The following is a 24603-nucleotide window of genomic DNA, read 5'->3' as shown; positions in this document are numbered from 1 at the left end:
CGCGCGGCTCAGAGCCGAGGCCCCAGCTGCCCGCACGCCGTGACGAACGAGATCAGTTCCTCCACCTTGTCCGACTTGGCGTCCACCGCGCGGTTGACGACCTTGACCAGGTGGTCGTACGCCTCGGTGTGGTCGTACCGAGCCGTGTCGGCGATCTTCAGGGCCCAGCGCCAGTACCCGCGAATGGTGTCCGCGAGCGGCATCCGGAACTCGGCGATCACTTCGCGGATCGGGTCCACCACCGCGTCCCCGTAGCGCTCCAGGTAGCGCCCGACCATGTCCGCGAAGAACGAGAAGTGCCGGGCCTCGTCCCTGCTGAGCCGCACCAGGATCTCCTTCAGGAGCGGATCGCCGACGACCTGGCGCAGATGCTGGTAGTAGATCTGTGTGGCCTTCTCCTGCACCAGGGGATAGACGAAGAACTGGACGGCCTGCGAGTAGGGCAGGTCGAAGTGCTTCCGTCCCTCGTCGGCCAGCGAGGCCCACAGTTCCTCCTGCTCGGCGAGGCCGGTGGCCAGCTGGTAGCGGGCGAGTGCCCGTGCGTGGGTGTCCTCCTCCTGCGCCCAGCGGACGGTGAAGTGGTACAGCTCCCGGTTGTGGATGTACGTCTCCCGGTCGACGCTGTCGTCCACCGGGAAGTTCTGCTCGTACAGCGCGAAGTAGCCGGGCAGATGGTCCTCGATGATGGTGACGAACTGCACCGCCGAACGCTCGCCCTCGGTCAGCCGGCCGGCGTCGGCCTGGGACCAGTCGAAGCTGAAGTCGGTGTCCCAGCGCTTCGCGGGAGGCGAGGTGCGCAGGAAGGCGCCGACCGCCGCGTCCACGTCCGCGGCGGGCAGCAGCGGTCCACCGACCTGGGCGCGCCGCCACCCGGCGGGTATGGCGTCGATCTCCGTCATCGTGCCCTCCATCAGCGGGATTTGGCGAGGGTCAGCGCGTAGTGCTTGGTCGTGTAGCCCCACCCCGCGTTGGCCGTCTTGAGATAGCGGACCAGCTGCTCGGACAGGCCGGGCTCGATCTCGTCCAGGCGTGCCGCGTTCCGCTCCACGTTGGCGAGCCAGTCCTCGATCGTGCGCCAGTAGCCCTCGGTCAGGTCGTCCACGGCGATGACCGAGAAGCCGGCGTTCTCCGCGCCGCGCACCAGGTCGGAGAGCGGACGCATGTCGCCCCAGCCGAAGATCGAGTCCCGCACGAAGACGGAGTTCTCGCGCTCGGCGAACTCGGCGCGCTTGGCGTCGTTGCGGTAGCAGCTCTCGGACACGTACATCCGGCCGCCCCGCTTGAGCGCCGCCCAGGCCTTGCGGTAGACCGCGTCCAGGTCGGGCATGTGGACGATCGACCCGAGCATGGTGATCGCGTCGTAGGAGCGCGGTTCGAGCTCCAGGTCCTCGATCTGCCCGATGCGGGTGCTCACCTGGCCGGTCAGGCCCATCGCGGCGGCCTGCTCGGCGATGTAGGCGTGCTGGTTGGGCGCGGGGCTGATGCCCGTCGTGGTCACGCCGTACTCGGCCGCCATGAAGAGGATCAGCGAGCCCCAGCCGCAGCCGATGTCGAGCAGTCGGTCGCCCTGCCCGACGCCGAGCCGGTCGGCGACGTAGTGCAGCTTGTTCTGCTGGGCCTGGTCGAGGGTGTCCTCGTCGGTGCGGTAGATGCCGGCGCTGTACTTGCGGGTGCGGTCGAGGTACAGCTCGAAGACCCTGGGGTCCTGGTCGTAGTGCTGGTTGGTCTTCGCTTCGGCCGGTTCGATGTGGTCGACGGTCATGGGCGGTCAGCCCCGCTCGGCGACGAGGGCGGCGACGGCGTCGGCCACGTCGTTGATCGTCTTGAAGCCGAAGACCTGGTCGTCCTCCAGCTCGATGTCGTACGTGCGCTCGATCCGGGCGACAGACCGCAGCACCTTCACCGAGTCGGCGCCCTCGACCGAGGTGAGATCGCGGTCGGGGGTCAACTCGGCTGCCGGGCGGCCGAACTCGGCGGCGACCAGTTCGGTCACGGTGCGGATGATCTCGTCCTTGGTGTGGGTCTGGGACATGTTCGTTCTCTCCTCGTACGGTGTCTTTGCGAAAGAGCTGTGTTCAGCGGGCCCGGCGGCGGCCGCGCCCGGCGGTCAGTCGGCGCGCAGCGCGGCCAGCGCCTCGTCCACGAGCCGGACCTCGTCGTCGGACATCGCCATCCGGGCCTTGGTCTGCTCCGGTGTCACCGGCTGATAGGAACCGGTGACGAAGACGACGGCCTGTCCGGCGGCGTCGGTGATCTGGGCGTGCGCCGTGTACGGGCCCGTGTCGCCCGCCACCGCCTCGGTGCTCGCCGTGCAGCGGTACGTGGCGCCGATGCGGAGGGGTTCGACGTAGCGGGTGCGCATGCTGGTGGTGAAGACCGAGACGCCCAGGCGGAGCACAAGGAGATTGCCCATGATCTCGTCGCAGACCGTGGCGGACATCCCGCCGTGCACCACGCCCGGGTAGGACTCGAAGGTGCGGTCGAACTCGAGGGTGCACTCGATGCCGCCGTCCGGCGTGTGCCGGAACTGGAGCCGCAGACCGTGCTCGTTGGCGGGCGAGCAGCCGAAGCACTGGTAGTCCGGCAGGACCCGCCAGGGCAGCTCGACCGGCTCGCCGCCCCGCGAGTCCGCCTCCGTGGAGAGCGCGGTCACGCGGCGATCACCTCGGCCAGCGCGCGGCGCACCTTGCCGTTGCTCGACAGGTCCATGTCCACGATGCTGCCGAACACCTTGCGGATCTTCCCCTGGAGCTCCAGCAGCTCGTCGCCGTCGGCGATGCGCTCCAGGAACAGCTCGAAGGCGGTGTCGATGGTCTCGTGGTCCTCCAGCTCGGTCAGCTCGCTCTTGAAGATGCCCACGGGGTGCTTGATGCGCTTGTCCGAGGTGTAGACGTAGAGCGTCTCGAGGACCGAGGCCGTCTCCTCGGGGTGCCGGAGCAGCCGGTCCTTGCAGTAGTGGATGAACTCCCGGGCGTGCCCGGCCTCGTCCCGACTGGCGTTCAGCAGCAGGGTGTTGAGGACCGGCTCGTCCACCGCGCTCGCCACCCTGCGGTAGATGTGGTTGACCGTCAGCTCGGAGATGATGTTGGTGGCCAGGGTCGCGGACGGGGTGATGCCCGGGGCGTACGGGGCCCGCATGGCCGCCACCGCGGCGTCGTCCACCTTCTCGCCGATGGCGTCGAGCCAGGCCTTGAACATGTAGTGGTGCTGGACCTCCTGGTTGCCCCACACCACGGCGAAGGTCGAGAAGTCGTAGTCGTCGACGAACTCGTTGAGGAAGCCGTGGACGGCGGCGATCACGTTCGACTCGCCCATCACGGCGCTCTTGGCGATCGTCACGTACTCGGGCTTGACCTTGTCCTTGTCGACGGCGGAGAAGTCGATGTCGGTCAGCTTCCAGTGGTTGCGCTCGTACTGGGTGAAGACGTCGTAACTGTGCATCAGTTCATCCCTTGGTCGTGGAAGTGAGCTGCGGCGGTGTGCCGGTGTCAGCGGCTGTTCGCGAAGTCGTTCCGGGCGGCGAGACGTTGGAGCTTTCCGCTGGTGGTGCGCGGCAGCGTGTCCGGGGCCACGAGCACGACGTGCAGGTCGTGCAGGCCCAGAGCCTTGCGGACCAGGGTGCGCAGGCGGTCGGCCAGGGCGGGGTGCTCCGCCTCGGGGCGGTCGGTCTCCGCGACGAGGACCATGAACTCCCGCTCGCCGTCCTGCTCCTGGTCGCGCTCGTGGTGGACGAAGGCCACACAGCGGCGGCGGTGCACGCCCTCGTCGGTCCGTACGGCGCTCTCCACGTCGTCCGGGTAGTAGTTGTCGCCACGCAGGATGAGCATCTCCTTGCGGCGCCCGGTGATGTGCAGTTCGCCGTCGGCGAGGTAGCCGAGGTCGCCGGTGCGCAGCCAGCCGTCGGTGGTGAACGGCTGGGTCAGGGTGCCGGTGTCGTCGACGTACCCCGCCGTGACGGACAGGCCGCGCAGCTGCACCTCGCCGACCGACCGCTCGTCGAGCGCCACGCCGCCGTCGCTGTCCGGGTCGGCGATCCGGACGTTCATCCCGAGCACGGGCCGGCCGACGGCGACCAGGCCGCGCGCACCCGGCGCCGTCCGCTCGACCGGTACGGCGACACCCCGCTCGGCGAGCGCCGCGCGGTCCACCCAGTCGAAGCGCGGACCGCGCCCGAGCGGCGGGAAGGTCACCGCGAGCGTCGCCTCCGCCAGGCCGTACACCGTCAGCATGACGCGCGGGTCGAAGCCGGCCGGGGCGAAGTGCCCGAAGAACGTCTCGAGCGAGTCCACGGCGATCGGTTCGGCGCCGTTGAACGCCACCCGCCAGCGGGACAGGTCGTACGACCCGGCCTCGTCGGCCGGCACGGCCTCCACCAGGTAGTCGTAGGCGAAGTTGGGCATCGGGCTGACGGTGTAGCCGCCCTCGGCGAACCGGCGCAGCCAGCCCGCCGGGTCCTTGACGAAGGCCGAGGGCCGCCAGATGGTGCAGGGCACGCCGGTCAGGATGCCGGTGAGCGTGCCGAACAGGCCCATGTCGTGGAAGAGCGGCAGCCAGCCGGAGTTCTTGTCGGCCGGCGTGAGCCGGATGCCGTCGCGGATCGCGCGCAGGGTGGCGAGGACGTTGGCGTGGGTCAGCCGGACGCCCTTGGGGTGCGAGGTGCTGCCCGAGGTGTACTGGAGGACGATCTCGCATTCGGCGGCCACGTCCGCGCCGCTCACCTCGTCCGCCTCCGCCTCGCCACCGTGGGCCAGGATCTCGGCCGCCCCGAGCACCCGGCGGCCCGGGAGCGCCTCCTCGATGAGGGGCAGCATCTTGGCGAGGCGGCTCGAGACCACCACGTCCTTGATCCCGGCGTCGTCGAGCACGCCGACCAGCCGGGCGGCACCCTCCCGTGAGTGCATCGGCAGCGGGCACACGCACGCGCCGAGGCGGCTGAGCGCGAAGAGGATCAGCAGGAAGTCCGGCTCGTTGGTGGACAGCGCGCCGACCCGGTCGCCCTTTCCTATGCCCAGGCCTCGCAGGTGCGCCGCGATCCGCCGGGACCGGGCGCTCAGCTCGGTCAGGCTCAGCGCCACCTTGTCGGCCGGGAAGTCGACGGTGACCTCTCCGTGTGCGATGGCGATCTCGTCAAGGGCGGTGTGCAGTGTCGGTTCGTCCATGGGCGTCCCCCGTTCGTACGACGGCGTACGACGGCATGCGTCACCAAGACGTCCATGCCGCCTGTACGGCGCTGATGTCGATGTCACTGTTGTCGTCGATGACCAGTGGTGTTGCGTCTGTCGAGGCGCTGGGGCCTAGCTCCCAACGCCCGTCGGGGCCGGTGTGCCGCGGTGTCCACCGGGAGAGGCGGACGGCGGCGGGCACCGTTGCCGCGGTGACCGCCAGGTGACGGCCGCCGAGGTCCACCACGCGCGTCCGCAGCCCGGCCGGCCGGCCGCGCCAGGTCGCCTCGGCCCACTCCCGGCCGGGGTGGCCGGTGAAGTGGATCGTGGAGAGTCCGGCGCGCAGGCCGCGCCCGAGCGCCTTGGCCACGCTCTCCTTGGCCGTCCACAGGTGCCGTGCCCCGCCCGGTTCGGACAGGAGCGCGCGGTCGGCGCCGCCGCAGAAGCGGTCGGCCACCTCGCGCAGCGCGTGCTCGTGGGTGTCCTCGACGTCGATTCCGCACGGGCCGGTGCCGAGCACCAGCACGAGCAGTCCGCTGTCGTGGCTGACGTTGAAGCACGGCCACCGCGTCGGCGCCCCGGCCGGCCGTGGGCGTCCGTCGGCGTCGGTGACGACGGACACCCGGTGCGCCGGCAGGCCGGTGGCCCGGCTCAGGACGGCCCGGACAAGCAGCCGGGACGCCTGTGCCTGGGCGCGCCTGCGGCCGGGGGCGTACCGGTCGCGCAGCGCCGCGCGCTCCGGCTCGGGCAGATCGGGCGGGCCCTGTTCCGCCGCGGTGTACACGGCGGACAGGTCCGCGAGGTGAACGTGAAGGGATGGGGCGTGGTGCGGTCCGGCGCCCGTCGCTGGTGCCATGAGGTCCCCGCCGGCGGTGCCGTGGGCTATGCCGGTGCCGGTCCGCCGGCCGTGGCGGGCAGCGTGGCGAGTCCGCGGAACTGCAGGTTGTCGGCGCGCCAGCGGTACGGGCGGGCTTCGTCCAGCGCCAGGTCGGGGATCCGCTGGATCAGCTCCCGCAGGACGCAGGCGCCTTCCAGTCTGGCCAGTCCGGCCCCGATGCAGAAGTGCACGCCGGTGCCGAGCGCCACGTGCCCGGTCTCGGTGCGGGTCACGTCGATCCGGTCCGGGTCGCTGAAGTGCTCCGGGTCGCGGTTGGCCGATCCCCGTACCAGGTAGACGAGTTGGCCTTCCTTGATGGCCGTGCCGTGCAGCTCGATGTCGCGGGTGACCAGGCGGTGGGTGAGCTGCACCGGACCGTCCCAGCGCAGGATCTCCTCCACGGCGGCCGGGACGAGCTGTGGCTGGGCCTTGATCAGCTCCCACTGGTCCCGTTGGGTGAGGAGCCCGCGCAGGCCGTTGCCCATCATGTCGACGGAGGTCTCGTAGGTGGCCACCAGGAGAAGCAGCAGGTTCGAGCAGAGCTCCTCGTCGCCGAGCCGCTCGCCGTCCGACTCGGCCTGCACCAGACGGGAGATCAGATCGTCCTTGGGGTTCTTCCTGCGCTCGGCGATCACCGCGCCCAGGTAGTCCATCATCTGCTCCAGCGACCGGACCGCCGGGCCTTGGGTGCCGAGCAGGTCAGGGGCGCCGCCGAGGAAGATCTTGATGGTGTCGCACCACTGGGTGATGAGCGAACCGTCTTCTTCGGGAAGGTCGTAGAGGGCGAGGAGCACACCGGCCGGCACGGCGTAGCTGAGGTCGGGAATCAGGTCGAAGCCGTCCGCCTTCTCCAGCATGGCGTCGACGAGCCGGGTGACGATCCCCGCCACCCGCGGTTCGAGCAGCCGCACGTCGCGCGGGCTGAAGCCCTGGTTCATGAGCTTGCGCACCCGGGTGTGCTGGGGCGGGTCGAGCATCCACATCCACTGCTCGGCGAGCGCGAGGAAGCGCTGCATCGCGGCGGAGGGGTTGGCCCCGCCGCGAGCGGCGAGCAGGTGGATGCGCCGGGACGAGAAGGTCTCGTGATCGCGTATCGCCGCGTTCACGTCGTCGTAGCGGGTCAGCAGGAAGCCGTTGAGCTGGTCGTCCCAGTGCACCGGATCGTGCTCGCGCAGCAGCGCGTACGTGGGGTAGGGGTCGGCGAAGACTTCAGGCGTGAGCAGCTTGAGGCCGCTGGTGGGGCCGTCGGTGGGCACGACTCAACTCCCCTCGTGCGCTGTGGCGTTCGCGAGACCGTCGGCCATGGCGCGGGGCAGCTCGGCGATGCCGGTGCCGACCAGCACGACGGTGCCGGCTTCGTTCTCCACGCTGATGTCGCAGGTGAGCAGCGCGTGGTCCGCGGGCAGCTCAGGGGCCACGGCGGACGCGGCTTCCGCGTCGGCCTCGGCGGCACGGACGGTCGCGGTGACGGTGTCGCCCGCGTAGACCGGGGCGAGGAAGCTGAGGGAGAGGGCTCGCACGTGCACTCCGGGCTCGGCGAGCAGGGGGACCACGGAGAGGGTGAGCGCGCCCTGGGCCATCCGGCGGTCGCCGTGTCCACCCATGTGGTGCGCGCCCAGGTCGCCGGTGAGGCGAGCGCTGACGTCGATGTCTTCGGCGCGTAACGTGCGCGTGTTGGTGCGGGTGGTGCTCACGGCAGAACCATCCGTTCTCTTGAAGCGCTTACGTAAGGAACGCTGCGGATCACGCGCTGACGATGAGGCCCTTGCTGCGGCCGCTGATCACGACCTCGCCCCCGCACCGGATGCGCGCGTCGAAGGCGATCTTGGTCATCCCGGCGGTCGGCTCCAGGCGGGTGACCTCCAATTCGGCGACGATCTCCTCGTTGCGCTCCAGCGGCCGGGTGGCTCGCCACTCCATGCGCTGCGACAGGTAGTTGAGGTCACCGCCGAGCTTGGTCAACGGGGCGACGGTCAGTACGTACGGCAGGTGCTCGGGCAGCGATTCGGTCGGCGTGCCCGCCAACTCGTAGTAGTCGCGTACCTCTTGGTCGGTGTACTTCTTGGCCCAGGTCAGCACGGTGCCGACGGAGATGTCTCCGTGGACGGCGTTCTTGATGGCGATTGACGACAACATCCCCTCCAGTACGGGAAACCGACGTGGCGAAAGATGGCCGGTCGCTACCTACCAGTAGGTAGCGGCCTGTTCGAATCATGCCTCACGGGACGGTCACGCGGGAAGGCGTTCCGGGATTGTGCCCTGCGTCACATGTGGCCGGATCGCTGCCGCCGCCGGGGCACCGCTCGGTCCGGGCCGAGGGCCTCGCGCAGCCACTCTTCGACCCGTCCCCCGTCGGGGGCCGGCGGCCCGTGACGGCATCGGGCATCCGGTCGTTGTCGGGGCGAATCCTTCCACGTCGTCGGCGGGCGGTGACGGGAACGAACTCGTGACGGCCGAGGGAGCTGCATGCCCAGGGAACGCCTTGATCCCGCCCTGCTCAGGCTGTGTGGCGTTCTGGCCGTGGGTGCCTTCGCTCCGCTTCTCGACAGCACGATCGTCTCCGTGGCGGTCGACGCCCTCGCCGACGACCTCGGCGTCCCGACGACGACCGTGCAGTGGGTGAGCACCGCCTACTTGCTGGCGTTCGCGATGGTCATGCCGATGAGCGGCTGGGCCGGTGACCGGTTCGGGACCCGGCGGGTCTGGCTGGGCGCGCTGGCCCTGTTCTCCGTCGGTTCGCTGCTGTGCGCCTGCGCCCGGAGCGTCGAGTCGCTGGTCCTGTTCAGAAGCCTGCAGGGGGCCGGTGGGGGGCTGATGATGCCGGTCCTGCAGACCATCGTCGTCCGAGCCTGCGGCGGTCGAGGCGTCGGCCGGCTCGTCGCGGTCGTCTCGTTGCCGGCGCTGCTGGGCCCGGTCCTGGGGCCGGTGTTCGGCGGGCTGCTGCTCGGACATCTCAGCTGGCGCTGGATCTTCTACGTCAACCTGCCCGTCTGCGCGCTCGCGCTGTTCCTCGGCCGGCGGGACGTGCCCAAGGATCATGGGCGGCGGGCTTCCCGCCTCGACGTCGTCGGGCTGCTGTTGGTCTGTCCGGGCCTCACCGGGCTCGTGTACGGGCTCGCGCAGTGCGGCGACCAGGGCGGGGCGGCAGGAGGGCGGGTGCTCCTGCCCATGGCGGCGGGGGGCGTCCTGGTCGTGGCGTTCGTCGGACGGAGCCTGCGGAGCAGCGCGCCCCTCATCGACATGCGTCTGTTCGGGCTGCGTTCCTTCGCCGCGACGTCGGTGCTGATGTTCGCCGGCGGTCTGACCACGTACGGCGGGATGTTCCTGCTGCCCCTGTACTGCCAGCTCGTGCTCGACAAGGGCGTCGTCGCCACCGGCCTCCTGCTCGTTCCGCAGGGCGTCGGCGCGCTGGCGGCCCGGGTGGCCGGCGTGCTCACCGACCGGATCGGGCCCCGTCCGGTCGTGGTGGCCGGCCTGCTGGTGAGCGCGGTCGCGACGTGGCCCTTCGCCGCCTCGGTGGGTGAGGGCTCGGTGATCGCTGTCGCCCTGTTCCTCCGCGGCCTCGGGATGAGCGCCGTCAACCTCGCCGTGACGGTCGGCGCCTATCAGGGGCTGGCGGACTCCCAGGTCGCGGACGCCAGCACGACGACGCGCATCCTCCAGCAGCTCGGCGGCTCCTTCGGCATCGCCGCCCTCGCCGTCCTGCTCCAGCGCGGTGGCCACACCGCCGCGGCCTTCGCCCAGGCCTTCGGCCTGACGGCCGCCCTCACCGTCTGCGCCGTCGCCGTGGCAGCACTGCTGCCCGGCCACCGAGCACCGGCCTCGGCATCTCCGGCGACAGCCGAAGGACGGTCCTGACGGCCCTCTGCCGCCGGGCCCGTGGCCCGTCCGCCCGGCAGCGGCCGGGCGGTTTCCGGACAGTCGCGGGTGAGGGGGCCGGTCACATGATCGGCGAACGCGTGACCTTTGTCCGCGCGTCGCGGTTGACCGGGCATGAACGCTGAGAGGATCCGTCACCTCACCTTCGACGGCTTCGGCTACCGGTGCCGGATCGTCGAGAACGCCGCTCCCGTCACCGAGCCCGTCATCGTCCTCGGTGGCGCCTTCCAGGACATGTACGCCTATCAACGGCTCGAGGCACGCTGGGCCGCGTCGGCGACCGTCGTCAGCGTGGACCTGCCGGGGTCCGGCGCGGCCGACGTGCTGCCCGCCACGTACGGCTTCGATTTCCTCGCCGACGCGCTGGCGCACCTGCTGGACCGGCTGGGCCTGGGACGGGTGAACCTCTTCGGGGCCTCCTACGCCGCGCCGATCACCTACGCCCTGGCCCAGGAGCACCCCGAGCGCGTCGCCCGCCTGGCCCTGGTGGGTGCCGCTCCGGTGTATCCGCCGGACCAACGCGCCGCGCTCCGGACGATGGCCGAGGCCCTGGAGTCCGGCGACGCCGGCGCCTACGCCCGGATGAGCATCGCGGCACTGCTGGCCCCCGAGGAGCGGGAGGTCCACAAGCGCGCGGTCGTGACCCGCGTCCTCGCCCGCACCATGGGGTCGGTCACGTATGCCGACATCCCCCGGCACCTGGCCTCCACCCACCGTGTCATCGACTGGCCGGGGCTGCGGCCGGGCGGTGTCCGGGACGTTCCGGCGCTGGTCTTCACCGGCGAACACGACAGCCTCACCTACCCCGACCTCGGGCGTGAGGTCGCCGGCACCATCGACGGCAGCGTCTTCACCCTGATCCGGGGCGCCGACCACCTCTGCCATCTCGAACGCCCGCTGGAGATGTCCCAGTTGCTGGCCCGCTTCTTCACCGACCAGCCACTCGACGACCTGCCGTACCTGACTCCCCTCGAACACCACACCCGGCAGGCCTCCCTGGTCCCGTGACGGCTCCGAAGCGCACCCCGGCCGATCCGTCGCCGCACTCCTCCCACCGACCTCAAGGGGCCCCGATGTCCGACCTCCGGCCCGAGCCGGCCGACCAGGCCTTCGTCACCTACACGGAAGCCATCCTCGGCACCCTGGCGCGCCGTCCCGACCTGCCCGTGATCATCTGCCCTGACCGCCGGCAGATCACCGGGGGCGAGCTGCGCGACAGCGTCCACCGGCTCGCCCGGGAGCTGATCGCGCGGGGCATCCGGCCCGGGCAGACCGTTTCCCTGCTCACCGGCAACACCCCTCAGGCGCTCGTCGCGCGCTACGCCGCCAACCTGGCCGGAGCGCGCGTGACACCCCTGTACGCGGGGCTGTCCCCGGACGTCCTGGCGCACCTGGTGGACGTCGTCGACACCGAGCTGCTGCTGGTCGACCCCACCCGGTACGCGGACCTGGAGCGGCTCGCACCGCTTCTCCACGTGCCGATGCTGGCGACGCTGGGCCCGCACCCGGGCGCCGACGACATCTGCGCGGCGGCGACCGGCCGGCCGTCGGGGCCCGTGACCGTGCCCGTCGGCGCCGGCGACGACTGGTGCATCCGCCACACGGGCGGCACCACGACCGGGCTGCCGAAGAGCCTGCAGATGAAGCACGGCCCGTACCGGCGCATGCTGGACGACCTGTGCTCCCCCACCCCCTTCCGCTATCTGGCCTGTACGCCGCTGACGCACATCGCCGGGCTCTGGGCGGACCTGGCGCTCCTCCAGGGCGGATCCGTCGTCCTGCAGCCCGCCTTCGATCCCGGCGAGGCCCTCGCGGCGATCGAACGCGAGCGGATCACCCGTCTGTTCCTCCAGCCGCCGCTCCTGCACCGGCTCCTCGACCATCCCGCGCTGCCCGCCACCGACACCTCCAGCATCCGGAGGATCACCTATGGCGGCAGCCCCGCGTCAACGACCAGACTGCGGCAGACCGAGAGCGTCTTCGGCAAGGTGCTGCAGAGCTGGTACGGGCAGAACGAGACGCTCGGGCTCACCGAGGTCCGCCCCGAGGAACACCACCTCGTCGGCCGGCACGGGCAGATCACCGTCGGCCGCGCCATGCCCGGCGTCGAACTCCGCGTCGTCGACCGGCACGGCGGCGTCCTCCCGGCCGGCAGCGAGGGCGAGATCCACGCCCGCGCCCACAGCGCCATGAACGGCTACTGGAAGCAGCCGGAGCTGACCGCCCGCGTGCTGCACGACGGCTGGGTGAGCACCGGCGACATCGGCTACCTCGACGACGCCGGTTACCTCTTCCTCGTCGACCGCGGCCACGACACGATCACCGTCGACGGCGCGGAGATCTATCCCAGCGAGATCGAGGAGGTGCTGATGACCCATCCCGCCGTCGCCGAGTGCGCCGTCTTCGGGATGCGTCATGACGACGCCCGTGAGCACGTCCACGCCGCCGTCGTGCCCGTCCGCGGTCACAGCGCCGACATCGACGAGCTGCGCGACTTCGTCGCCGCCCACAAGAGCGGCCGCCATGTCCCCCACACCTTCCACGTCTTGCGGGCCATCCCGCTCAGCGGCATCGGCAAGCCCGACAAGCACGCCCTCCGCCGGGCGCTCGCCTGAGCGAACGCACCCGCAGGACACGTACGGTGGATCAGCCGGTGCGGCGGGCCGGCCAGCGTCGAAGGGTGATGCGGTACAGCGTGGAAGCCTGGCGCAGGAAGACGATCTCGCTGGCCCTGAGGTAGGTGCGGTACCGCCGGTAGGTGTCGGGGCCGACGAGCCGCAGGGCCTCTTCCCGGGCCTGGAACAGGCGGGCGGACCAGCCGCGCAGCGTGCGCGCGTAGTCCGCGCCGTCCTCGCGCAGCGTGGTGATCGCGAAGTACGGCTCACACGCGGTGGCGATCTCGGACAGCCGCGGCAGTGCCGATCCCGGGAAGACCTCGCGTGCGAAGAAGTCGGGTACGGAGTCGTCGTGGTCCGCGTGGTCGGCGAGCGCGATGGTCTGGAGGCTGAGCCTGCCCATCGGCGGCAGCCACCCGGCGCACCGCTCGAAGAAGGCACGGTAGGCCCCGATCCGCTCCTCGTGGGACATGGCCTGATGGGTGAAGTGTTCGAATGCTCCGATCGAGACGATTCCGTCGTACGGGTCGTCCGGCTCGTGGTCGCGCCAGTCCCGGAGTTCGACGTCCACGCGGGGCAGCCCGAGTGAGCGCACGTGTGCGTGCTGGTCGGCGCTGAGGGTGAGGCCGACCGCGTGCCGGACGCCGGTCTCCTCCGCGGCCGTCCGCAGCAGACTGCCCCAGCCGCACCCGATGTCCAGCAGGCGACCGCCCGCCGTGATGCCCGCTTGGTCCAGGTGGTACCGGAGCTTGGCGTGCTGTGCCGCCGCCAACAGATCGGTCCGTGCGGGCGAGCCGACGATGCCGTCCCACAGGGCGCAGGAGTACGTCAGGCCGGGATCCAGCCACAGGGCGTAGAAGTCGCCGCCGACGTCGTAGTGGGCCTCGATGTCCGTGGCGGTGGCGCCCGCGCGCCGACGCCGGTCGGTCTGGGTGTTCACGTGCGGCCTCTCTCGTCGTACGACATGGACGGACCCGGGCGGGAAGCCAGGGCGACGGGAGCGGCTTCCCTCAGCCGGTCGAACAGCCGGCTGGAGCGTTCGGCCTTCCTCCGCAACTCGTCCAGATGGCGGCCGATGCGGTCACGGGCCTGCTCGCCCGCGGAGCCGAGGCCGGAGCGGGTCATCACTCCCAGGGCGCGCAGCAGCGGCTGCAGCACGTGACGGCGGTGGACGTCGAGGTTGTAGATGCCGGACGCGGCGATCCGCAGGGCGCGCTGCCGGAAGCCGGGGATCGTGGTTCCCGGCATGTCGAAGGCGCAGATGACGTCGGCGAGGGCGGCGACGGCACCGTCGGGGTCCCACTCCAGTGCGGTGGTGTACAGGTCGCGGTAGAAGATCATGTGGAGGTTCTCGTCCGCGGCGATCCTCGTGGTCAGCTGACGGGCCACCGGATCGGTACAGGCCAGCCCGGTGTTGCGGTGGGCCTCGCGGGTGGCCAGTTCCTGGACGGTCACGTAGGCCAGGCCGTGCAGCAGGGAGGCGTGGTCGCTGGCGTAGCCGGTGGACACGTGCCGCATGCGCAGCCGCTCCAGGGTGACGGGGTCGACGCATCTGCGCGCGTGGACATAGCCGCGCAGCGCCTGGGCGTGGCGGTCCTCCTCGGCCGTCCAGCGGTGCACCCACGCGCCCCAGGCGCCGTCGCGGCCGAACTGCGTGGCGATCTCGAAGTGGTAGCTCGGCAGGTTGTCCTCGGTCAGCAGGTTGACCGTCAGCGCGTCCGCCACGGCCTGCGGGAGCCCGGACTGATCGGCCTGCCACGCGGTGCCGTCCAGCGGACCGTCGTAGTCGGTGGCTTCGCTCCAGGGGATGTAGGCGTGGGGGAACCAGTCCGGCGCCGCGGCGAGGTGACGGTCCAGAAGCCTGGCCACGGTCGGTTCCAGCTCGGTCAGGAGATCGTGGGGGTGGGTCATCACGGGCTTTCGGCCAGGTGGCGGGCGGTCGGATCGGATGCGGGCCCGGCGGCGGGGGCGGCCGGTGCCGTCGGGGTGTCAGGGGGAGGTCAGCAGGAGGACCGCGTTCTGCCCGCCGAAGCCGAAGGAGAAGCTCAGGGCGGCGTCGGCGGAGACGGCGCGAGGTTCTCCGGCGACGATGTCGATCTCGTGGTCCGTGTCCTGGTTCTGGAAGTTCGCCACCGGCGGCACCTTCTGGTGGCGCAGCGCCAGCACGGTGTAGGCGGCCTCGATCGCCCCGGCCGCGCCGAGGGAGTGGCCGATGACGCCTTTGGGGGCGGTGACCGGTGGTGTCCGGTCCCCGAAGACCCGTCTGAGGGCCGCTGCTTCCAGCGCGTCGTTCCTGGGCGTGGAGGTGCCGTGCGCGTTGATGTGCCCGATGTCGTTCGGCCGGCACCCGCCGTCCTCGAGGGCGGCGGCGATGGCCTGCAGCACGCCCCGGCCCTCGGGGTGAGGGGAGATGGGGTGGTGCGCGTCGGCACTGGCCCCGTAGCCGCGCAGCAGGGCCTGCACGGGTGCCCGGCGGGCCCGCGCTCCGGACAGCCGCTCCAGTACCAGGACGGCGGCGCCCTCGCCGAGGACGAATCCGTCGCGCGCCGTGTCGAACGGCCGGCTGGCGAGGGCCGGCTGGTCACGGCGCCGGGACAGCGCCTGCATCCGGGCGAAGCACGCGGCGGAGATCCGGGTCCGTGCGCCCTCGGCGCCGCCGGTCAGCACGATGTCGCACACGCCCGAGCGCAGCAGGTCCCGCGCGACCCCGATCGCCGTGGCGCCCGAGGCGCACGCCGTGGACACGGTGAAGTTGGGCCCCTGCGCCCCCAGGTCGAGCGCCACTTCCCCCGCCGCCATGTTGGGCAGGCTGCGCGGCAGCGCGAGCGGGGAGACCCGCTCCGGATTTCCCGCGTGGAGGTGGGAGAAGAGGGTCTCGTACGTGCTCATGCTGGTGCTGCCGACGCCGAGGACGACCCCGACCCGTTCTCCTCGCCAGCTGCGCGCTTCGAGTCCGGCGTCGACGACCGCGTGCCGGGCGGCGACCAGGGCGAACTGGGTGAAGGGGTCCAGGCGCTGGGCGAGTCGGCCGAGCTGCGCCTCGGCGTCGAAGTCCGCGATCCGGCACGAGAAGTCGACGGGCAGTCCCGCCAGGAGGGGATCGGCGTCGGCCACCGACCGGCCGCGGCACAGGGTCGCCCAGTTCGCCTCGGCCGTGTGCCCGGCCGGCGTCACCAGACCCAGGCCGGTGATCGCGATGTCAGGTTGCCTCATCGAACACCTTCGCCGCCTCGCCGAGAGTGGCGGAGGGCGAGAGGGTAAGGGCGCTCTCGGGCAGGACGATCCCGAACACCTCCTCGGCCGCCACCACGAGTTCCATCAGGGCCAGGGAGTCGATGTCCAGACTCTCCAGCGTGGCCTCGGCGGTCAGGTCCTCGGCGCGTACCGGAATTCTCAGATGTTCGGTCAGCAGGGTGATGAATTTCTCGGAAAGTGCCGACTGCTCCAAGGCCTTCGTCATACCAACAGCTCCTCTTTCCGCGGGGCCGGCGGGGGACATGCGGTTCCGCTCATATGGGTACGTTCCATGCACGAGCTCGGGGCGCCTGCGTCTCACCTGCTTTTCGCACCGGCTGATGTTTCCCGGTGGGCTGCCTGCCAGTTGGACCGAGCCTCCGGCACCGCCATCGCCGCGAGGAGCGCGCAGCACGAGTATGTCCCTTGCCGGGGCTTCACATGGCGAGCGGCTCGCTGGAGGCGGCCGCCGCGATTGCCGACGGCGCGGACACAGCGCTTGTGGAAATGCCCGAATTACCGCGGGGGCTCCTCGAATTCGCCGTCCGCGGGCCGGACGCGCGCTCCGAGCCGCTCGGCCGTCGCATTCTCCGTTCGGGTGGTTGCCTACGGCTGTTCAGGCCAGCGCCCGCCCGTGGTCCGGGGACCCGCGGGCAGACTCGTGCGGAGCCTACGGGAGGTGCCGATGCCCGGTTCCAGCTGTGCGACTCCATCCGCTGCCGGTCCGAGCGGCGGCCTCGACGCCGAGGGCAGCACGGTGGGCCCGACCTCGCGCACACTGCCGCTGACCGCGACCCAACGCAAGATCTGGCTCGCCGACCAGGGGGCGTCCGGCCCGCACGAGGCGTACCGGATCAGCCAATGCGTCGAGATCCACGGACCGGTCGACACCAGGCTGTTCGAAGCGGCGATGAGGCAGGTCCTCACCGAGGCGGACACGCTGCGTGTGCGTGTCGCCGAGACCTCGGACGGCCCCGTGCAGGAGGTGCGCCCGGCAGCCGGTGGCGCCCTGGTGTCCGTCGACGTCAGCGGTGAGCCGGAACCTCGCGACGCGGCGCGGGGGTGGATCGCGGCGGACATGGCCGTACCGTTCGACCTGGCCCGCGGCCCGCTCTTCCGGTGCGCGCTGATCACGCTGCGGCAGGACCACTGGCTGTGTTACCTGAGCGCTCACCATGTGGTGGCGGACGGCTTCAGTCTCTTCCTGATCACGCGCCGGTTCACCCAGGTGTACACGCTGCTGGCAGCCGGCGAACGGGTGGGAGCGTCCCCGTTCGGATCGCTGGCGGACCTGGTCAAGGCCGACGGCGACTACCGGTCCTCGGCCCGGTACGCCGCCGATCGCGCCTACTGGACGCGGACGTTCGGCGACCCGCCGGATCCTGCCCCCGTACCCGCCCGTCCGGCCTTCGCACAGGGGCAGGAGGACGGCGCAGAGCGGGACGTGGGCAGCGGATACCTGTCCGCGCGGGCTGTCTGTGCGAGCGGGGAGCGTCCGCTCGCTCGGCCGGAGGCTCTTCAGGAGGCGGCCCGGCTCGCCGGGATCGGGCGGTCGCGTTTCCTCTGCGCTGCGGCGGCGGTGTACGTGCATCAACTGACGCGGGCGCCCGAAGTGGTGATCGGCCTGGCCGTCACCGGCCGCCCACAGCGCGACCTCATGTCCACCCCGGGCGTGCTCCACAACATCGTGCCCCTTCGCCTCGGGGTCCGCTCCCCCATGCCGCTGGCCGAACTGCTCACCCAGGTCGATCGCGCGATGCTCGAGGCCGTGGACCATCAGCGCTACCCCGGTGAGGATCTGGCCCGCGACCTCGGCCTGCCCGGCAGCATCGCCTCCCGGTTCTCGCTGATCGTCAACATCATGCCGTTCGGCCGCCCCCTCAGCCTGGCCGGCCATCCCTGCACCGTCTCGGACATCCAGGTCGCCGCCGGCCGGCCCGCCGGCCTGAAGCTGCTCGCCCTGGACCGGCGCGACGGTGCCGGCCTACGGCTGGACGTACAGGCACCCCGCGAGCACTACAGCCGGGCCGACGTGACCGCTCATCAAGAGCGGTTGCTGATCCTGCTCGGCGCCATGACCACGGCTGCCCCGGACCGGCAGGTCGGCACCTTCACCCTGCCTTCGCCCGGGGAGCGAACACGGCTCCCGCACGCCGACGCCGGCAGTCGACCCCGGCCGTGACGGTCGGACCGGCGACCGGAACCGCTCGGCAGGGCGGCGGACTTCGGCGCGCCCGGCATCCGGGAACGGTCCTCACCCTGGTCTCGGCCGCCGCGTTCATGGCCATGCTGGACAACCTGGCCGTCACCAACGCGCTGCCCAGCATGGGCGAGAGCCTCGGCCTGGGCATCAGCGGACTCCAGTGGGCCGTGGCGTCGTACACCCTCGTCCTGGCCGCGACCCTGCTGTCCGCGGGCGCGGTCGGGGCGCGACTGGGGCACCGGCGGGCCTTCCTCACCGGGCTGCTCGGTTTCATGGCGGGCTCCGCCGTCAGCTCCCTGGCGACCACGCTTGCCGTGATGGTGGCCGGGCGCGTCGTGCAGGGGCTGGGCGCCGCCTTGCTGCTGCCGGCCGGCGCGGCGCTGCTGCGCCACACCTACCCCGACGCGACCGCCCGGGCCCGTGCGCTCGGCGTACGGGCCGCGGTCGGCGGGCTCGGGGTGGCGCTCGGCCCGGCGCTCGGCGGCCTGCTGACGCAGGCCCTGGGCTGGCGCAGCGTGATGTGGGTCAACCTGCCCATCGGCGTGGCGGCGCTGGCCGTCGCCCGGTGGGCGTTGCCGTGCCCGCCCGTGGCACCCGCGGGATGGGATCCCGCGGGTCAGGCACTCGCGGTCACCGGTCTCGGCAGCCTCGTGTACGGCCTGCTGCAGGGGCCCGTCGACGGCTGGAACGCGCCGGGTACGGCGGTCGCGCTCACGGTCGCGGCCCTGGCGCTGCCCGCCTTCGCGCTCGTGCAGACCCGCGTGGCCCGCCCCCTGCTCGACCCTGTGCTGCTCCGCGACCGGGAGTGCCGCGCCGTCGCCCTGTCCTGCTTCTCCTCCAGCGTGGCGCTCTTCGGCGGCTCCTTCTTCCTGAGCCTCTTTCTGCAGGACGTCCTCGGCTGGTCGCCCGCCGGGGCCGGGGTGGTGTTCCTGTGCGCCTCGGCGTTCATCGTGCTCGCCTCGCCCGCCGCCGCGGCCCTGACGGTCCGTTTCGGCGTCCGCGTCCCCCTGGCACTGGGCCTGGGGCTCGACGCCCTCGCTCTGGCCGGGCTCAGCTGCTTCGGTCGGCAGGCCGCCTTCGCGGACTACTGGTGGCTCCTGCCGGCCCTCGGCGCCGGAACGGGTCTGCTGTTCGTGCCGGCCACCGTCACGCTGGTCGGCCGTGCCCCCGCGTCCCAGGCCGGCACGGCCTCGGCGGTGGTCGACACCCTGCGGGAGGTGGGCGGCGTCGTCGGCGTGGCCGCGCTCGGCGCGGTACTGACCGCACGCATGCGCGGCACGCTCCATGACCGCGCCACACGAGCCGGGCTCTCGCCGGACGCGACGGAACACCTGGTGCGGACCGTCGTGAGGGACGGTCCGGTGCACGGACCGGACGCCGGAGCGCGTGCCGGCACAGGAGCCTCCCCCGTCAGCGTCTGGGCGGAGGACTCCTTCGTCGACGGCCTGCACCTGGCCTTGCGCTGCGGGGCCCTGACGCTGACCGGCACACTCGCACTCGTCCTGGCGCTGCGCCTGTCCGGTCCGCTTTGCGATGCGCGCGACGCGGTGGACCGGAATCGGGACGACGGGATGTGAACCTGCGCCCCCTTGACCCGCAAATGGCTGCGCCAGGGCCGCAATCAGAATAGGGAGGCGGCCGGAATCGTTCGGGGCGCGCGAGGCGAACCGTGCGCCGCGGGTGTGCTGCGGCCCGGCCTGAATACGCCATTGTGGTGATCCGGTCGCCTTACCTAGCGTGGTCGAAGCGGAATGACCGGTCTCCGGATCGGGAAATCGCCGCATGCGCATGCACACCGAAATCCTCTGCAACGAAAAGGAGTTCGACCATGACGTATGAGCGCCCCACCCTCACCAAGGCCGGCAGCTTCCGCAAGGTGACGGGAATCAAGAACACCGGGCCCAAGGACGTCCTCGGCGGCAAGCAGCTCCTCTGACGTGAGTCCCGTGCCGCCCCGCTGAACCGGCGGCCGGGCCACCGGGTGGCGGCTCCCAGCCGCCACCCGACCACCCTGCTTCCCGTACCTCGCCGACCGAAGGCCGTAGCCGTGGAAGACTCGCTGTCGCTCCATGCCCTGCCCACCTGGTTCGCCGTCCTGCCCGACACCGACGCGGCCGCCGCTGTCGCCACCCGAGCACTCGCCCACGCCGCCCAGGGGCTGCGCCACGCGTCAGGGCGCCCGTGGCTGGTGGGGCGCTGGGCGCCCTCGAGCATGGTGGTGGGCGAGTGCCGAGGAACCCGTATCGCCGTGCTCGGCGAACACTCCGTCACCGCCGAAGCGGCCCGACGCGCAGCCGCAGCAGCCGAAGGCAGGTCCCTGTCGGCGCTCGACCGCATCAGTGCCACCTGGACGGGCAGCTTCCACCTCGTGGCCAGCAGCGGCGGGCGGGTCCGGGTCCAGGGCGGCGTCGTCGGCATGAGGCGGGTGTTCTTCACCAGTCCCACCCTCCCGGCGGCCGGCCGTGTCAGCCTGGCCTCCGACCGGGCCGACGTACTCGCCGAACTGGTCGGCGCCGAACTCGACGAACGCAGGCTCGCCCTCGAACTGCTCACGCTGGGCGTGCCGCACCCGCTGTCGGGATCCCCGATGTGGAAGGGCGTACACGCCCAGCCCGGCGGCCACTACCTGACGCTCGACTCCGACGGACGGGCCGAGGAGACCCGCTGGTGGTCGCCCCCCGAACCGCACCTGCCCCTGGCCGAGGGCGCCGGGCGCTTCCGGGAGGCGCTCACCGCCGCCGTCGCCACGCGCACGCGCGGGCGCGAGCTGGTGACGGCCGACCTGGGCGGCCTCGACTCCACCGCCGTGTGCTGCGCCGCCGCCCGCGGGGACGCGAAGGTCGCGGCGTACACCGCCGCCATCCACGACGAACTCGGCGACGACGTGTACTGGGCCCGCCGGACCACCGAGGCACTGGGGACGATCGAGCACCACATCGTCCCCGCGTCCGACCTGGCCATGACGTTCGACGGGATCGACACCCTCGACGACCTCCTGGACACCCCCAGCATCCTCACGGTCGACCGCAACCGTCGCATGCACATCATCGCCCTGGCGGCAGCCCGCGGCTCGCGCCTGCACCTGACCGGCCTGGGGGGCGACGAGCTGCTCGCCGGAGCGCCCGCCCGCCTGCACGCGCTGATGGGCACGCATCCCCTCACCGCGCTGCGGGACCTGCGCGGATACACCGCGAAGTACCAGTGGTCCCGGTGGCGCGTGCTGCGTCAGCTCCTGGACCGCCGCTCCTATCGCGCCTGGCTCGGCAGGGTCGCCCGGGACCTCGACGCGCCGCCGGCCCCGGCGGACGAACCGCTGCTCGACTGGTCGGCACCCCCGCGCATGCCGGGCTGGGCCACGCCCGAGGCCGTGGAGGCGGTACGCGAGCTGCTCCGCGCACACCTCCCCGAAGCCGAACCACGTGGCCGCGGGCACGGCGAGCACCGGGAGATGGCCGCGATGGACGGCATCTCCCAGTGGACCCGGCACATCGGCCAGATGGCCGCCCCTCTCGGCATCACAGTGGCGGCCCCCTACTACGACGACCGGGTGATCGAGGCCGCCCTTGCCGTCCGGCCGCAGGAGCGGATCACTCCCTGGCGGTACAAGCCGCTGATCGTCGAAGCCATGCGCGGCATCGTCCCCGAGGCCAGCCGCACCCGCGGCACCAAGGCCAACGCCACCTTCGAGGAGGAGGCGGGGCTGCGCCGCCACCGCGCCCGCCTGCTGGCGCTGTGCGAGGAGTCGCGTCTCGCCCGGCTGGGCCTGGTCGACGTGGAGGTTCTGCGCGAGTGGTGCCGCCGGGCCCTGTCGGCCGAGACGGAGAGCTACCTGCTGCACCCGACCGTGGCCTGCGAAGTATGGCTGCGCTCCCGGGAGATGACACCGTCCCGGACGCGACCCCCGACGGAACGGAAAAGGTGAGGCCGATGTGCACGTTGAAGCCCGGAGTGCTGCTGACCGAGACCGAGTACGGCATGGCCCTGCTCGATCAGAAGAGCGCCGAGTACTGGACTCTCAACCCCACGGCGGCCGTCGTGCTCCGTGAACTCCTGGACGGCCACAGCACCGAGCGGGCGGCGGCGGCCCTCGTCGAACGGTACGAGGACGTGGACACCGAAGTGGCCGCGCAGGACGTCGTGAAGATCGTCGAAGACCTCCGCTCCGCCGGGCTCATCACCCTGTAGGCCGCCCCGGCCGCCGGCCGCCGACCGCCGACCGCCGAGAGAAGGGATACACAGTTGTCGACCCCGGAAGCCGTTCCCTACCGCCCTCGTTCCGTCCCTCCGGCCCGCCGTCTCGGCACGCGCCTGGTGATCGGCTGCGCCCACGTCCTGGCCACCCTGCCGCCCCAGCGGATCCGGGCGGTCCTGGCTCGGCTCCGCCGCGGAGCCCGGCCCGCCACGCTGGCCGAGGCGGAAGCGGCCCGGGCGACGGTGCTTGCCGTGAGCCTGGCCGCAGGCGGGCACAAGGGCTGCCTGCCCCGGTCCCTGGCCACGGTGCTGTTGTGTCGCTGGCGCGGCCAGTGGCCCACCTGGTGCGTGGGGGTGCGCACCCGCCCGCCGTTCGCCGCGCACGCCTGGGTGGAAGCCGAGGGTGAACCCGTCGGCGAGGGCACGCCGGCCGGATACTTCCAGCGCTTCTTCGCGGTGGAGTGAGCCCGTGACCACTGCGCCGCTCGCCCTCATGGGGCACCTCCGACCGCAGCGCGGCCGTATGACGGCGGGCGTCCTGCTGGGTCTGCTCGGCAGCGTGATGGGCCTGGCCCAGCCCATGGTGGCCAAGCGGGTGATGGACGACATGGGCCGGGGGGGTCCGGCGTACGGCCCGGTGATCGCTCTCAGCGTGCTGGTGGCGGTGGGAGGGATCCTGGCCGGCCTCGGGCACTACGTGCTGGACCGGTCCGCGGAGTCCGTCGTCTGTGCCGCCCGGCGCCGGCTGATCGACCGTCTGCTGGCGCTGCGCGTACCGGTGGTGGAGCGCACCGAGCCGGGGGATCTGATCTCCCGCGTCACCTCGGACACCGCGCTGCTGCGGCAGAGCGCTCCTCAGGCGGTGTCGGCCGCGGTCACCGGCACACTGATCACCCTCGCGACGGTGGTCATGATGGGCCTGCTCGACGCAGTGCTGCTCGGCGTCACGCTCGGCGTCATCGCGTTCATCGGCGTCGTCGTCGCCGTCGTGGCCCCGCGGATCGGCCGCGCGACCCGGCACACGCAGGAGGCGGTCGGCCGCATGGGCGCCGCGCTGGAGCGGGCTCTGGGGGCCTTCCGTACGATCAAGGCGTCGGGTGCCGAACGGCAGGAGGCGGAGGCGCTGTACCGGGCGGCCGAGCACGCCCGGCGTACCGGTGTCCGCGCCGCGGCCTGGGAAGCGGTGTCCGCGACCCTGTCGGCGGTCGTCGTGCAGGTCTGCTTCCTGGTCGTGCTGGGAGTGGGGGGCGCGCGCGTCACCTCCGGTGCCATCGGCGTCTCCACCCTGGTCGCCTTTCTCCTCTACCTCTTCGCGCTCGCGCCCCGGATCGGCCAGCTGGTGGAAGGCGTCGGCCAGTTCCAGATCGGTTCTGCGGCCGCAGCCCGGATCCGGGAGGTCGAGAAGCTGGAGGTCGAGAAGCTGGAGGTTGAGAACCTGCAGGCCGAGAAGCCGGACGCCGAGGAGCTGGAGGCCGAGGACGAGCGACACGCGGGCGAAGGAGGTGCGCGTCGGCCGGCAGCCGATCCGCTGCCCGCCCATGTGGCCTTCCGCGACGTCCGCTTCGCCTACCGCCCCGGGCTGCCCCGGGTCCACCACCGTGTCTCCTTCACCGTTCCCGGCGGAGGCCTGACCGCGTTCGTCGGGCCGTCCGGGACGGGCAAGACCACGGTCTTCTCTCTCATCGAACGCTTCTACGACCCGGACGCCGGCCAGGTGCTGCTGGACGGGAAGGACGTGCGCCAGTGGCCCCTGGCGGAACTCCGCGCGGCCATCGGGTACGTGGAACAGGACACACCCGTCCTCGCCGGCACCCTGCGCGAGAACCTGACGCTGGGCGCCGTCGACGCCACGGAGGAAGAACTCCGCCACGCCCTGCGCCTTGTCCGTCTCGACGGGGTGACGGACCGCCTGCCCCATGGCCTCGACACCGACGTCGGCCACCGCGGCAGCAGGCTCTCGGGCGGTGAGCGCCAGCGCGTCGCGATCGCCCGGGCCCTGCTGCGCCGCCCGAGACTGCTGTTGCTGGACGAAGCCACCTCGCAGCTCGACGCGGCCAACGAGGCGGCACTGCGCGACACCATCGCCGACATCGCCGGTCGCATCACCGTCCTCGTCGTCGCCCACCGCCTGTCCACGGTCACCACGGCCGACCGTATCGTCGTGATGGAGGCCGGCCACGTACGGGCGGTGGGCACCCACGCCGAACTCCTCGAAGCGGACGCCCTCTACCGCGAGCTCGCCACCACGCAGCTGCTGAACGGCCGGTGAGCGACACGGGGACTCGCTGCGATGTCCCAAAGCCCGGCGGAACGAGATCCGGAGGCGCCGGCCCAGCCTCCCGCCGGGCCCGCTCCCCGGACTCTCCGAGCTTCACAGGGACCGGGACCGGGATCGGGACCGGGACCGGGACCGGGACCGGGACGGTGCGCTCTGGCCGATGA

At 71.9% G+C, this 24603-nt stretch carries 24 protein-coding genes; 10 read left to right on the top strand and 14 right to left on the bottom strand.

The features are described from left to right. Positions 1 to 8: 8 nt before the first annotated feature. From ACIGXE_RS15365 to ACIGXE_RS15320, 10 genes are all read right to left on the bottom strand, one after another. Complete coding sequence (locus tag ACIGXE_RS15365; RefSeq protein WP_399747381.1) at positions 9 to 899, bottom strand: acyl-ACP desaturase; 891 nt, start codon at positions 897 to 899, stop codon at positions 9 to 11. An 11-nt stretch (positions 900 to 910) separates the two neighbouring features. Then, on the bottom strand, positions 911 to 1762 hold the full coding sequence (locus ACIGXE_RS15360) for an SAM-dependent methyltransferase (protein ID WP_399747379.1): 852 nt from the start codon (positions 1760 to 1762) through the stop codon (positions 911 to 913). Positions 1763 to 1768: 6 nt separating this feature from the next. Beyond that, positions 1769 to 2032, bottom strand: coding sequence for an acyl carrier protein (locus ACIGXE_RS15355; protein WP_399747377.1), 264 nt, complete (start codon positions 2030 to 2032; stop codon positions 1769 to 1771). A 75-nt stretch (positions 2033 to 2107) separates the two neighbouring features. Then, positions 2108 to 2653 carry a PaaI family thioesterase gene (locus ACIGXE_RS15350; RefSeq protein ID WP_399747375.1) on the bottom strand — a complete coding sequence of 182 codons (546 nt, stop codon included), beginning with the start codon at positions 2651 to 2653 and terminating at the stop codon, positions 2108 to 2110. Beyond that, positions 2650 to 3441, bottom strand: a complete 792-nt coding sequence (locus ACIGXE_RS15345) for a ferritin-like domain-containing protein (RefSeq protein WP_399747373.1) — start codon at positions 3439 to 3441, stop codon at positions 2650 to 2652. The genes ACIGXE_RS15350 and ACIGXE_RS15345 overlap by 4 nt, the downstream gene beginning before the upstream one ends. Before the next feature lie 47 nt (positions 3442 to 3488). Next, positions 3489 to 5159: an AMP-binding protein gene (locus ACIGXE_RS15340; protein ID WP_399747371.1), complete on the bottom strand. Its 1671-nt coding sequence runs from the start codon at positions 5157 to 5159 to the stop codon at positions 3489 to 3491. Between the two features lie 40 nt (positions 5160 to 5199). After that, positions 5200 to 5946 carry a 4'-phosphopantetheinyl transferase family protein gene (locus ACIGXE_RS15335; RefSeq protein ID WP_399747369.1) on the bottom strand — a complete coding sequence of 249 codons (747 nt, stop codon included), beginning with the start codon at positions 5944 to 5946 and terminating at the stop codon, positions 5200 to 5202. A 98-nt stretch (positions 5947 to 6044) separates the two neighbouring features. After that, complete coding sequence (locus ACIGXE_RS15330; protein WP_399747367.1) at positions 6045 to 7295, bottom strand: cytochrome P450; 1251 nt, start codon at positions 7293 to 7295, stop codon at positions 6045 to 6047. A gap of 3 nt (positions 7296 to 7298) precedes the next feature. After that, positions 7299 to 7733 (bottom strand): hypothetical protein, encoded by a 435-nt coding sequence (locus ACIGXE_RS15325; RefSeq protein ID WP_399747365.1) that lies wholly within the window; start codon positions 7731 to 7733, stop codon positions 7299 to 7301. A gap of 49 nt (positions 7734 to 7782) precedes the next feature. Further along, positions 7783 to 8175 (bottom strand): hypothetical protein, encoded by a 393-nt coding sequence (locus ACIGXE_RS15320; protein WP_399747363.1) that lies wholly within the window; start codon positions 8173 to 8175, stop codon positions 7783 to 7785. Positions 8176 to 8505: 330 nt separating this feature from the next. Here ACIGXE_RS15320 and ACIGXE_RS15315 point away from each other — a divergent pair, with 330 nt between their 5' ends. From ACIGXE_RS15315 to ACIGXE_RS15305, 3 genes are all read left to right on the top strand, one after another. Beyond that, entirely contained in the window at positions 8506 to 9897 is a 1392-nt protein-coding gene (locus ACIGXE_RS15315) for a DHA2 family efflux MFS transporter permease subunit (RefSeq protein ID WP_399747361.1), read from the top strand. Positions 9898 to 10032: 135 nt separating this feature from the next. Further along, positions 10033 to 10926: an alpha/beta fold hydrolase gene (locus ACIGXE_RS15310; RefSeq protein WP_399747359.1), complete on the top strand. Its 894-nt coding sequence runs from the start codon at positions 10033 to 10035 to the stop codon at positions 10924 to 10926. A 65-nt stretch (positions 10927 to 10991) separates the two neighbouring features. Then, entirely contained in the window at positions 10992 to 12533 is a 1542-nt protein-coding gene (locus ACIGXE_RS15305; protein WP_399747357.1) for an AMP-binding protein, read from the top strand. A 31-nt stretch (positions 12534 to 12564) separates the two neighbouring features. Here ACIGXE_RS15305 and ACIGXE_RS15300 read toward each other — a convergent pair whose 3' ends face one another. The 4 genes from ACIGXE_RS15300 to ACIGXE_RS15285 form a co-directional block, all read right to left on the bottom strand. Continuing rightward, the gene (locus ACIGXE_RS15300) at positions 12565 to 13473 is read right to left on the bottom strand and encodes a class I SAM-dependent methyltransferase (RefSeq protein ID WP_399747355.1); all 909 of its coding nucleotides are present in this window, start codon (positions 13471 to 13473) and stop codon (positions 12565 to 12567) included. Next, the gene (locus tag ACIGXE_RS15295) at positions 13470 to 14444 is read right to left on the bottom strand and encodes an acyl-ACP desaturase (protein ID WP_399747353.1); all 975 of its coding nucleotides are present in this window, start codon (positions 14442 to 14444) and stop codon (positions 13470 to 13472) included. Before ACIGXE_RS15295 ends, ACIGXE_RS15300 begins: the two co-directional genes overlap by 4 nt. 78 nt (positions 14445 to 14522) lie before the next feature. Further along, positions 14523 to 15746 (bottom strand): beta-ketoacyl-[acyl-carrier-protein] synthase family protein, encoded by a 1224-nt coding sequence (locus ACIGXE_RS15290; RefSeq protein ID WP_399747352.1) that lies wholly within the window; start codon positions 15744 to 15746, stop codon positions 14523 to 14525. Next, entirely contained in the window at positions 15733 to 15993 is a 261-nt protein-coding gene (locus ACIGXE_RS15285; RefSeq protein WP_399747350.1) for an acyl carrier protein, read from the bottom strand. The genes ACIGXE_RS15290 and ACIGXE_RS15285 overlap by 14 nt, the downstream gene beginning before the upstream one ends. 459 nt (positions 15994 to 16452) lie before the next feature. Between ACIGXE_RS15285 and ACIGXE_RS15280 the strand changes: the two genes are divergently transcribed. The 7 genes from ACIGXE_RS15280 (at position 16453) to ACIGXE_RS15250 (ending at position 24430) form a co-directional block, all read left to right on the top strand. Continuing rightward, on the top strand, positions 16453 to 17949 hold the full coding sequence (locus ACIGXE_RS15280) for a condensation domain-containing protein (protein WP_399747348.1): 1497 nt from the start codon (positions 16453 to 16455) through the stop codon (positions 17947 to 17949). Continuing rightward, complete coding sequence (locus ACIGXE_RS15275; RefSeq protein WP_399747346.1) at positions 17946 to 19547, top strand: MFS transporter; 1602 nt, start codon at positions 17946 to 17948, stop codon at positions 19545 to 19547. Before ACIGXE_RS15280 ends, ACIGXE_RS15275 begins: the two co-directional genes overlap by 4 nt. 251 nt (positions 19548 to 19798) lie before the next feature. Then, positions 19799 to 19906: a keywimysin-related RiPP gene (locus ACIGXE_RS15270; protein WP_158688462.1), complete on the top strand. Its 108-nt coding sequence runs from the start codon at positions 19799 to 19801 to the stop codon at positions 19904 to 19906. A gap of 111 nt (positions 19907 to 20017) precedes the next feature. Further along, positions 20018 to 21892, top strand: a complete 1875-nt coding sequence (locus ACIGXE_RS15265; RefSeq protein ID WP_399747344.1) for a lasso peptide isopeptide bond-forming cyclase — start codon at positions 20018 to 20020, stop codon at positions 21890 to 21892. 5 nt (positions 21893 to 21897) lie between these two features. Further along, entirely contained in the window at positions 21898 to 22155 is a 258-nt protein-coding gene (locus ACIGXE_RS15260) for a lasso peptide biosynthesis PqqD family chaperone (RefSeq protein ID WP_399747342.1), read from the top strand. 54 nt (positions 22156 to 22209) lie between these two features. Beyond that, a complete protein-coding gene (locus ACIGXE_RS15255; protein ID WP_399747340.1) occupies positions 22210 to 22626 on the top strand; it encodes a lasso peptide biosynthesis B2 protein in 417 nt (138 codons plus the stop codon). A gap of 4 nt (positions 22627 to 22630) precedes the next feature. Beyond that, entirely contained in the window at positions 22631 to 24430 is a 1800-nt protein-coding gene (locus tag ACIGXE_RS15250) for an ABC transporter ATP-binding protein (RefSeq protein ID WP_399747338.1), read from the top strand. Positions 24431 to 24603: the final 173 nt, after the last annotated feature.

Origin of the sequence: Streptomyces sp. NPDC053431, assembly GCF_044544925.1 — a bacterium.
GTDB lineage: Bacteria > Actinomycetota > Actinomycetes > Streptomycetales > Streptomycetaceae > Streptomyces.
The sequence above is the reverse complement of the archived record's forward strand: the minus strand, read 5'-3'. Positions and strand labels throughout refer to the sequence as shown.